Annotated in this window: 5 protein-coding genes; 2 read left to right on the top strand and 3 right to left on the bottom strand. The window is 76.3% G+C overall.

The features are described 5' to 3' along the window. Positions 1-2,675, bottom strand: a 2,675-nt coding sequence (gene clpB, locus HLB09_RS09110; RefSeq protein WP_171203072.1) for an ATP-dependent chaperone ClpB, incomplete at its 3' end; no start/stop codon positions are given. 341 nt (positions 2,676-3,016) lie between these two features. Between clpB and HLB09_RS09105 the strand changes: the two genes are divergently transcribed. Together HLB09_RS09105 and HLB09_RS09100 are read left to right on the top strand one after the other, a co-directional pair. Continuing rightward, a complete protein-coding gene (locus tag HLB09_RS09105; protein WP_171203071.1) occupies positions 3,017-3,757 on the top strand; it encodes a GAF and ANTAR domain-containing protein in 741 nt (246 codons plus the stop codon). A 231-nt stretch (positions 3,758-3,988) separates the two neighbouring features. Next, positions 3,989-5,518 carry an alanine/glycine:cation symporter family protein gene (locus HLB09_RS09100; protein ID WP_171203070.1) on the top strand — a complete coding sequence of 510 codons (1,530 nt, stop codon included), beginning with the start codon at positions 3,989-3,991 and terminating at the stop codon, positions 5,516-5,518. 103 nt (positions 5,519-5,621) lie between these two features. On the opposite strand, the gene HLB09_RS09095 is transcribed toward HLB09_RS09100, so the two are convergent. Next, positions 5,622-8,027, bottom strand: a complete 2,406-nt coding sequence (locus tag HLB09_RS09095) for a beta-galactosidase (protein WP_171203069.1) — start codon at positions 8,025-8,027, stop codon at positions 5,622-5,624. Positions 8,028-8,121: 94 nt separating this feature from the next. Beyond that, a partial coding sequence (locus tag HLB09_RS09090; protein WP_171203068.1) for an APC family permease occupies positions 8,122-9,210 on the bottom strand: 1,089 nt, incomplete at its 5' end.

The raw sequence follows: 9,210 nt of genomic DNA, 5'->3' as shown, positions 1-9,210 counted from the left end.
GTCGCGGCACCCGCCCCCGAGGGCGCGGCCGCGAGGGCCAGCGGCGCACCGGCCCCGGCCTGGTCGTCCCGGGCGAGGTCGTGTCCGGGGACGGCGGCCCCGGTGGCCTCGGGCTCGTCGACGTCCACGACGACGACGTCGCCCTCGCCCACCTCGCCCGCCAGCAGCGCGCGGGCCAGGCGGTCGCCGACCTCCCGCTGCACGAGCCGGCGCAGCGGTCGCGCCCCGTAGGCCGGGTCGTAGGCCTCGAGGGCCAGCCAGTCGCGGGCGGCCGGCGTCACCTCGAGCCCCAGCCGCCGCTCGGCGAGGCGGTCGGCGAGCCGGTCGACCGCGATGGCGACGATCCTGCTCAGCTCCTCGGTGCCCAGCGGGTCGAAGACGACGACCTCGTCGAGCCGGTTGAGGAGCTCGGGCTTGAAGGCGCGGCGCACCTCGACCATGACGGCCTCGCGCTGCTGCTCCGCGGACCGCGACGGGTCCGCGAGGTGCTGGCTGCCGAGGTTGCTCGTCATGACCAGGACGACGTTGCGGAAGTCGACCGTGCGTCCCTGGCCGTCGGTGAGCCGCCCGTCGTCGAGCACCTGCAGGAGGACGTCGAAGACGTCGGGGTGCGCCTTCTCCACCTCGTCGAGCAGCACGACGGCGTAGGGGCGCCGCCGGACCGCCTCGGTGAGCTGGCCGCCCTGGTCGTACCCGACGTACCCGGGGGGCGCCCCGACGAGCCGCGCGACGGAGTGCTTCTCCCCGTACTCGCTCATGTCGATGCGGACCATGGCGCGCTCGTCGTCGAAGAGGAAGTCCGCCAGCGACTTCGCCAGCTCCGTCTTGCCGACGCCAGTGGGGCCGAGGAAGAGGAAGGAGCCGGTGGGCCGGTCGGGGTCGCTGACCCCGGCGCGGCTGCGCCGGACGGCGTCGGAGACGGCCTCCACGGCGGCGCGCTGGCCGACGAGCCGGCGCCCCAGCACCTCCTCCATCCGCAGCAGCTTGTCCTGCTCCCCCTCCAGCAGGCGCCCGGCGGGGATGCCGGTCCAGGCGGCGACGACGTCGGCGACGTCGTCGGCGCCCACGCGCTGGGCGACCATCGGCTCCTCCCCGGCGTCCCCGGCCTCGTCGGCCTCGGCCTCCGCGAGCTCGCGCTCGACCGCGGGGATCTCCTCGTAGGTGAGGCGCGACGCCGTCTCCCAGTCGGTGTCGCGGTAGGCGCGCTCGGCGTCCGAGCGCAGCCCGTCGAGGCGCGCGCGCAGCTCGCCGACCCGGTTGACGCCGCTCTTCTCGCGCTCCCACCGCGCCGACAGCCCGGCGAGGCGCTCGCGGCGGTCCGCCAGGTCGGCGCGCAGCCGCTCCAGGCGCTCGGCGGCGCCCGGGTCGTCCTCGGCGGCCTTGGCGAGCGCCATCTCCTCCATGACGAGGCGGTCGACGGCGCGGCTGAGCTCGTCGACCTCGACGGGCGAGGAGTCGAGCTCCATGCGCAGGCGGGAGGCGGCCTCGTCGACGAGGTCGATGGCCTTGTCGGGCAGGCGGCGACCGGTGATGTACCGGTCGGAGAGCTGGGCGGCCGCCACGAGGGCGCCGTCGGTGATGGTGACCTTGTGGTGCGCCTCGTAGCGCTCCTTGAGGCCGCGCAGGATCGTCACCGTGTCGGCCACGTCGGGCTCGCCGACGAAGACCTGCTGGAAGCGGCGCTCGAGCGCGGGGTCCTTCTCGACGCGCTCGCGGTACTCGTCGAGCGTCGTCGCGCCGACGAGCCGCAGCTCCCCGCGGGCGAGCATCGGCTTGAGCATGTTGCCCGCGTCCATGGCGCCCTCGGAGCCGCCGCCCGCGCCGACGACGGTGTGCAGCTCGTCGATGAAGGTGACGACCTGGCCGTCGCTGCCCTGGATCTCGGCGAGGACCGCCTTGAGGCGCTCCTCGAACTCCCCGCGGTACTTGGCGCCCGCGACCATCGCGGCCAGGTCCAGGGAGACCAGGCGCTTGCCGCGCAGGGACTCCGGGACGTCGCCGTCGACGATGCGCTGCGCGAGCCCCTCGACGACGGCCGTCTTGCCGACGCCGGGCTCGCCGATGAGGACGGGGTTGTTCTTCGTGCGCCGCGAGAGCACCTGCACGACCCGCCGGATCTCCGCGTCACGGCCCACGACGGGGTCGAGGCGGCCGTCGCGGGCCGCCTGCGTGAGGTCGGTGCCGTACTGCTCGAGCGCGTTGTAGGTGCCCTCCGGGTCCGGCGAGGTGACCTTCGCCGTGCCCCGGACGCGGGGCAGCGCGTCGAGCAGCGCGTCGCGCGTGGCCCCCGCCGAGCGGAGCAGCCCGCCGGTCGCGCCCGCGTCGGCCGCGAGGGCGAGGAGCAGGTGCTCGGTGGAGACGTAGGAGTCCCCCAGCGAGCGCATCTCCTGCTGGGCCACGGGCACGGCGGCCAGGGCGCCGCGCGAGAGCTGCGGCTGCGCGACGGTCTCCCCGGACGTCCGGGGCAGCGCGGCGAGCAGCCCCTGCGCCTGGTCGCGCACGCGCGCCGGCTGCGCCCCCACGGCCTCGAGCAGCCCGGCGACGACGCCCGCGGCGTCCTCGGTGAGCGCGGCGAGCAGGTGGGCGGGCTCCACCTGCGGGTGGCCGGCCGCGGCGGCGGCCTGCACCGCCGCGGTGATGGCCTCGCGGGTCCTCGTCGTGAACTCGGCGTCCAACGGGTACCTCCTCGTGCGTGCCGGTGGTCCGGCGGTCTGGCGGGGTGACGACTCGCGCCGTCGAGACTTGAGTCTATGCCGCTCAACCCCCGCGAGCGCTCCGGTGTTCCTCCCCTCCCCCGGACGGCGGCCCCGCCGCCGCCTCGCCCCGGCCACGGGGTCGCCGGCGGGGCGAGCCGGTGGTCGAGGGGCTCACCCCGAGCGGCCCCCTAGAGTCGGCGCGCCGGTGGCGGCCCCGGACGACGGGCGCCGACGCCGGCGCCGGTCCCACCGGCGAGGGGTGCAGCCACCGCCCCGACGGGTCCCCGCCCATCCGGGCGGACGCTGAGCAGGAGGGCGACATGACCGCTGGCACCACTCGGCCCCTCGAGGACGAGCCCGCCCCCGCCGAGGACGTCGCGCTCGTCCTGGCCGAGCTGGGCCGGCTGCCCCTCGACCAGCCCCTGGGCCAGTACCTGCAGCGGGTCGCCGACCTCGCCGCCACGGTGCTGCGCGGGGTGGAGGCGCTCTCGGTCACGCTCGTCGAGGACGGCCGGGCCCGCTCGGCCGCCTTCATCGGCTCCGTCGCCGCCGCGCTCGACGAGCGGCAGTACGACGCCGGCTTCGGGCCCTGCCTGGACGCCGCGGTCTCGGGCGAGGTGGTCCTCCTCGACCTGGACGACCTCGGCGACCTCTACCCCGACTTCGCGCGGGAGGCCCGGCGCCAGGGCGTCGTCGCGGCCGCCTCGCTGGGCCTGCCCGTCGCCCAGCGAGTCGTCGGCGCGCTCAACCTCTACAGCACGAGCGGCGCGCTCGACCCCGACGTCGTCGAGCTGGCGCGCACCTTCGGCTCGTACGCGGCGGTGGCGCTCGCCAACGCCTCCCTCTACGGCTCGACGGCCCGCCTCGCCGCGCAGATGGAGGAGGCGATGAGCTCGCGCGCCGTCATCGAGCAGGCCAAGGGCGTCCTCATGGCGCGGCTCGCCGTCGACGCCGACGAGGCCTTCGCCCACCTGTCCCGCACGAGCCAGCGCACCAACACCAAGCTGCGCCAGACGGCCGCCGACCTCGTCGACCGGGCCCGCCGCGGAGAGGCCGGCTGACGGCGGGCGGCCCGTGGGCGCACCGCTGGCGCCCACGGTCACGGAACGGCCACGACGGCCGGAGGTCCTTGCGCCCCTCCGGGGGCGGCGACACCCTGCACCGATGACCAGCCCGGACGCACGTCAGGACGCACGTCGTGGCGTGCGTCCTGAGCCCCACCCGCCGGCGGCGACCCGCCGCGTGGTCCCGCCCCCGCGCCGCAGCGCGCACCCGAGCCCGGAGGAGCGCACGTGACCGGCATCGAGGACTTCGTCAACGAACGGTTCACCCCGATCACCGAGGTGGCCCAGTCGATCATCTTCTTCACCCTCCCCTTCGGCCCCGGCCTCCCCCTCGTGGTCGTGTGGCTCATCGCGGCCGGGCTGATCTTCACCGTCGTCTTCGGCGTGCCGCAGATCCGGCACATCCCCCTGGCGCTGCGCATCGTCCGGGGCAAGTACACGCGCGGCGACGAGCCCGGGGAGGTCACGCACTTCCAGGCGCTGACCTCGGCCGTCTCCGGCACCGTCGGGCTCGGCAACATCGCCGGCGTCGGCGTCGCCGTCGCCGCGGGCGGACCCGGCGCGACCTTCTGGATGGTCGTCGCCGGGCTCATCTCGATGTGCACGAAGTTCGTCGAGTGCACCCTCGGGGTGAAGTACCGCGAGATCCACGAGGACGGGTCCGTCACCGGCGGCCCGTTCCGCTACCTGCGGGCGGCCTTCGCCCGATTCGGGGACGGGGTGCTCGCCCGAGGCGTGTCGAAGTTCCTCGTCGGCTTCTTCGCCGTCGCGATCCTGCTGTTCGGCATGGGCGGCGGGAACATGTTCCAGGCGAACCAGACCTTCGCCCAGGTCCGCAACGTGACCGGCGGCGAGGACGGCCTCTTCAGCAGCTCCTTCGCCACCCTCCTCTTCGGTCTCGGGCTCGCGGCGCTCGTGGGCGTGGTCATCATCGGCGGCATCAAGTCGATCGGCGCCGTCACCAGCCGCCTGGTCCCCGCGATGGCGGTCTTCTACGTCGTCTCGTGCCTCGTCGTCATCGCCCTCAACATCGGCCAGGTGCCGGAGGCCGTGGGGTCGATCTTCGCGGGCGCGTTCTCCCCCGAGGGCGTGACGGGCGGCGCCCTCGGCGCGCTCATCATCGGCTTCCAGCGCGCGGCCTTCTCGAACGAGGCGGGCGTCGGCTCGGCGCCGACCGCGCACTCGGCCGTGAAGACCGACCGCCCCGTGACCGAGGGCTTCGTCGCGATGCTCGAGCCCTTCGTCGACACCGTGCTCATCTGCACGATGACGGCGCTGACGATCATCATCGCCAACCCCGCGTCGTACGTGGCCTCGCGCGAGGCGGTCGCCGGGGGCGGTGACGCCATCGACGGCGTCATCATCACCTCCGACGCCTTCGCCGAGGTGGCCGGCTGGTTCCCGTACCTCCTCGTCGTCGCCGTCGCCCTCTTCGCCTACTCGACGCTGGTGACCTGGAGCTACTACAGCCTCAAGGCCTGGACCACGCTCTTCGGGCGCAGCCGCACGTCGGAGACGATCTTCAAGGTCGCCTACCTCGCGTTCACCGTGCTCGGCACGCTCCTCACCCTCGGCGCCGTGCTCGACTTCGCCGACGCGATGCTCTTCGCCTGCGCCTTCGTCAACATCCTCGGCCTGTACCTCCTCATGCCGGTGGTCAAGCAGGAGGTGCGCAGCTTCCTCGACGACATCAAGAGCGGTCGGATGAAGGAGGTCGAGAACCCGCAGTCCCTGCTGCACCCGGGCGAGAGCCACTGACCGGCGCCTCCCCGACCCGCTCGACCCTCCGCGGCGCCCCGCGAGCCCCGGCTCGCGGGGCGCTCGTGCGTCCGGACGCCCCCCACCCCCACCGGTCGCGACCTCAGGAGGCGGCGTCGACGAGGCGCGAGCGGACGAGCCGGGCGGAGCGGACCTCGAGCACCGGCTCGCTCCCACCGGGTCGCACGCGCGGGTCGAGGAAGACGGGCGTCGCCGGGTCGAGGGGCAGCGCCGTGACGACGACCTCGCGCTGGCCGGGCTCCACGGGGACGTCCCAGGGGCGCCCGTGCCAGAACTGGTCGGCGACGACGACGCCGTCGACGGACGCCGTCGCGACGTCGCCGACCCAGTCGAGGGTCAGCAGGAGCCGGTCCCCCGTGTCGTCCCCCGGCCCATCAGCGAGGACGTCGACCGCGGGCAGGTCGACCCGCACGAGCGCCGCGCCGGCGAGGTCCTCCGACCGCGGGGCGGAGGCCCGACCCGCCGGGCCGCCGGTGCGCCGCGGCGCCGGCGCCGTCGCCTCCCGCAGGACCGTGACCGTCGGCTCCTCCGCCAGCGGCTCCGGCCCCCGCACCGCGTAGGCGCTGAAGACGCCGGGCCCCGCGCCGAGCGGCACCGCGCCCGGTCCGGGACGGGCGAGCGGCGGGCAGGCGAGGAGCCGCTGCTCCGGCCGGCTCGTCCGCAGCCGCAGCCGCCCCCGGTCGAGGAGCAGTCCCTCGTCCCACACGAGCACGGTGTCGACCCCGCCGACCTCGCCGCGCCAGGTGCGGGCCGCCGTCCGCGGGTCGAGCACGACGACCGTCGTCCCGGCCGCGCGGACGACGCGGTCCGGCCCGGGAGCGCCGTCGACGGCGACGGCGGTGCGCCCGCCCTCGGAGGAGACGACGCGCGCACCGGTGACCTCGTCGGGCGCCACCCCCTCGAGCACGAGCTCCACGGGCACCCCGCGCGTCGCCGCGACGACGACGACCGGCCCGTCGGCCGTGGCCACCTCGGTGACGGGCTGCACGGTGCCGCTCACCGCGGCGAGGCCGCCCATCGGCTGCCGCACGGGCCAGACGGCGCAGACCCCCGAGCGCAGCGTGACGGGCCGGCTGGGGAGGACGACGTCGCCGTCCTCGAGCTCCACCCGCAGCTGGACCCCGGGCAGGTCCGGCAGGGGCTCGGCCGCCGGTTGGTGGTGGGCGAGGACGACGTGCCCGCCCCGCGGGGTCCCGCGGTACGCCCAGCGCGGCGCCCCCTCGGCCGGGGGCGCGAGGACCACGGCCGCGCCCAGCAGCGAGGCGCCGGCGCTCTCGAGGAAGAGGTGCTGCTGCCGCAGCAGGTGGTAGTGCTCGCGCAGCTGGCCGTGCGCCCCCACCGGGGCGCCGTAGTCGTAGTCGAGGGCGGGGAGGTCGTTGGGGTACCCGGTGGCCTGGGACTCCTGCAGGGACCCCGTCTCCCCCACCACCTGCGTGCCGCCGTGGAAGAGGTAGTACCCCTGCCACGCCGAGCCGCTGCCGAGCTTGACGAGCGCGAGCGCCGCGACGTCCTCCGGGTCGACGAGCGGACGGCGGTGGTAGGCGGGGACCATCCCCGCGCCGAGCTCGCACGTCACCCAGGGGAAGCGCTCGTCCTGCGGGCGGGCGACCGCCGCGCTCGTGCGCAGGTCCGCCCCCACCGTGAGGTCGTCGCGGACGGTCGAGAAGGAGAAGTGCGTGCGCCCGAAGTCGGGCCACCCGTCGTCGGCCTCGGCCCAGAACCCGTCCGGGTAGCCGGCGTAGATCGGCAGGAGGTCCTCCGGCAGCCGGGCACCGCCCCAGGCGGTCGCCGTCCACAGGGGCGCCACGAGGCCGGCCTCCTCGGCCGCGGCGCGCAGCCACGCCAGGTGCTCGGGGTCGTCGTAGAGCTCGTTGTCCGCCTGGACGCCGACGACCGGGGCGTCCGGCGTCGCGTCGGTCCGCAGGAAGTCGCCCACCTGGCCCGCGACGGCGGCGAACCACGAGCGGACGAGGTCCTGGTAGCGCGGGTCGTTCGTCCGGTGCCGCACGTCCAACGCCTGCACCCAGTCGGGGAAGCCCCCGTGGCGGGCCTCCCCGTGGACCCAGGGCCCCACGCGCAGCACGACGAGGAGGCCGTGCCGGGCGGCCAGGGCGAGGAAGCGCCGCACGTCGCGGTCGCCGTCCCAGCGCAGCCGGCCTCGCCGCTCCTCGTGCACCGACCAGATGAGGTAGGTCGCCACGACGCCCACGCCGCCGGCCTTCATCGCCAGCAGCTCCTCCTCCCAGCGGTCGGCGCGGTCGCGGCTGAAGTGGTACTCGCCCATGACGGGGAACCACGGACGGCCGCCGCGGGTCAGGGAGCGGTCGGTGAGCGACACCGCACCCGGTCGGTCCGCGGGCTCCCCCAACCGCGCGCGGGCCGCGACGCCCTCACGGGCCGGCGGGGGCGCGACGGCGCGCACGGAGGAGACCGTGGCGCCGGCTCCCGCCCGCTGGTCGGGGCGGACGGCCGTCGGCTCCTCGCTCACGACCGCTGGACGCTACGGCCGCCGCCTCCCGGCCGGAAGGGCGTACCGGCGGCCTCCCTGGACGATCCGACGGTGCACCGCATCGAGGGCCGGCTCATCCGCGGCGCCCGCGCGCCGACCGCCGGCCGGGTCCCGCGACCCGTCGCAGCACGACGCCCGCCGCGAGCACGCCCGCCCCCGCCACGACGGAGGCGAGCGGCAGGGCCAGCGCCAGGACGACGCAGCCGGCGGCCCCGACGACGGCGACGGCCCGCGGCGCGAGCCGGTGCTCACGGGTCTGGGTGAGCGCCGAGAGGTTGGCGACGAGGTAGTAGACGAGCACCCCGAAGGAGGAGAAGCCGATGACCTCGCGCAGGTCGCCGAGGAGGACGGCGACGGCGACGACCGCGGCGACGGCCACCTCGGCGTGGTGGGGCACGCCGTGGCGCGGGTGCACGGCCGCGAGCCAGCGCGGGAGGTCGCCCTCGCGGGCCATCGCGAGCGCCGTGCGGCTGATCCCGGCGAGCAGCGCCAGCAGGGCGCCGCAGCAGGCGGCCACGGCGCCCACCCGCACCAGCGCGCCGGCGCCCGGCCACGGCCCCGTCGCCACCACCTGCTCGAGCGGCGCCGCGGCCGAGGCCAGCGCGGCGGGGCCGAGCGCCCCGAGGGCGGCCACCGCGACGACGCCGTAGACGACGAGCACCGTCGCCAGGGCGAGCAGCACCGCCCGCGGGATGGTCCGCTCCGGCGCCCGCACCTCCTCGGCGAGCGTCGTCACGCGCGCGTAGCCCGCGAAGGCGAAGAAGAGGATGCCCGCGGCCTGCAGGACGCCGCGCCAGCCGCCGTCCCCCGGCGCGAGCAGGCCGTCGAACGGGGAGCCCGAGACCGGCGCGCCGCCGCTGCCGGCGGCGGCCGAGACCACGACGAGCGCGAGGGCGAGCAGCACGACGACGAGCAGCACGCGCGCCGCCCGCGCGGTGCGCGTGACGCCGCGGTAGCCCAGCGCCGCGAGGGCGACGACGAGCACCGCCGCCGCCGGGCGCTGCCACGGGCCGGGCACCGCGTAGGCGGCCGCCGTCAGGGCCATCGCCGCGCAGCTCGCCGTCTTGCCGACGACGAAGCCCCAGCCGGCGACGTACCCCCACCACGGCCCGAGCTGGCGCCGCCCGAAGAGGTACGTGCCCCCGGACGAGGGGTGCTGGAC

It is taken from the genome of Pseudokineococcus marinus (assembly GCF_013004605.1).
GTDB classification, from domain to species: domain Bacteria; phylum Actinomycetota; class Actinomycetes; order Actinomycetales; family Quadrisphaeraceae; genus Pseudokineococcus; species Pseudokineococcus marinus.
Note: the sequence above shows the minus strand (reverse complement) of the source record. Positions and strands in the feature narration are given on the sequence as shown.

What these genes read in the sequence shown, in the direction of transcription:
- HLB09_RS09105 (WP_171203071.1), top strand. Translation starts at nt 3,017, where the DNA reads ATGACCGCTGGCACCACTCGGCCCCTCGAGGACGAGCCCGCCCCCGCC.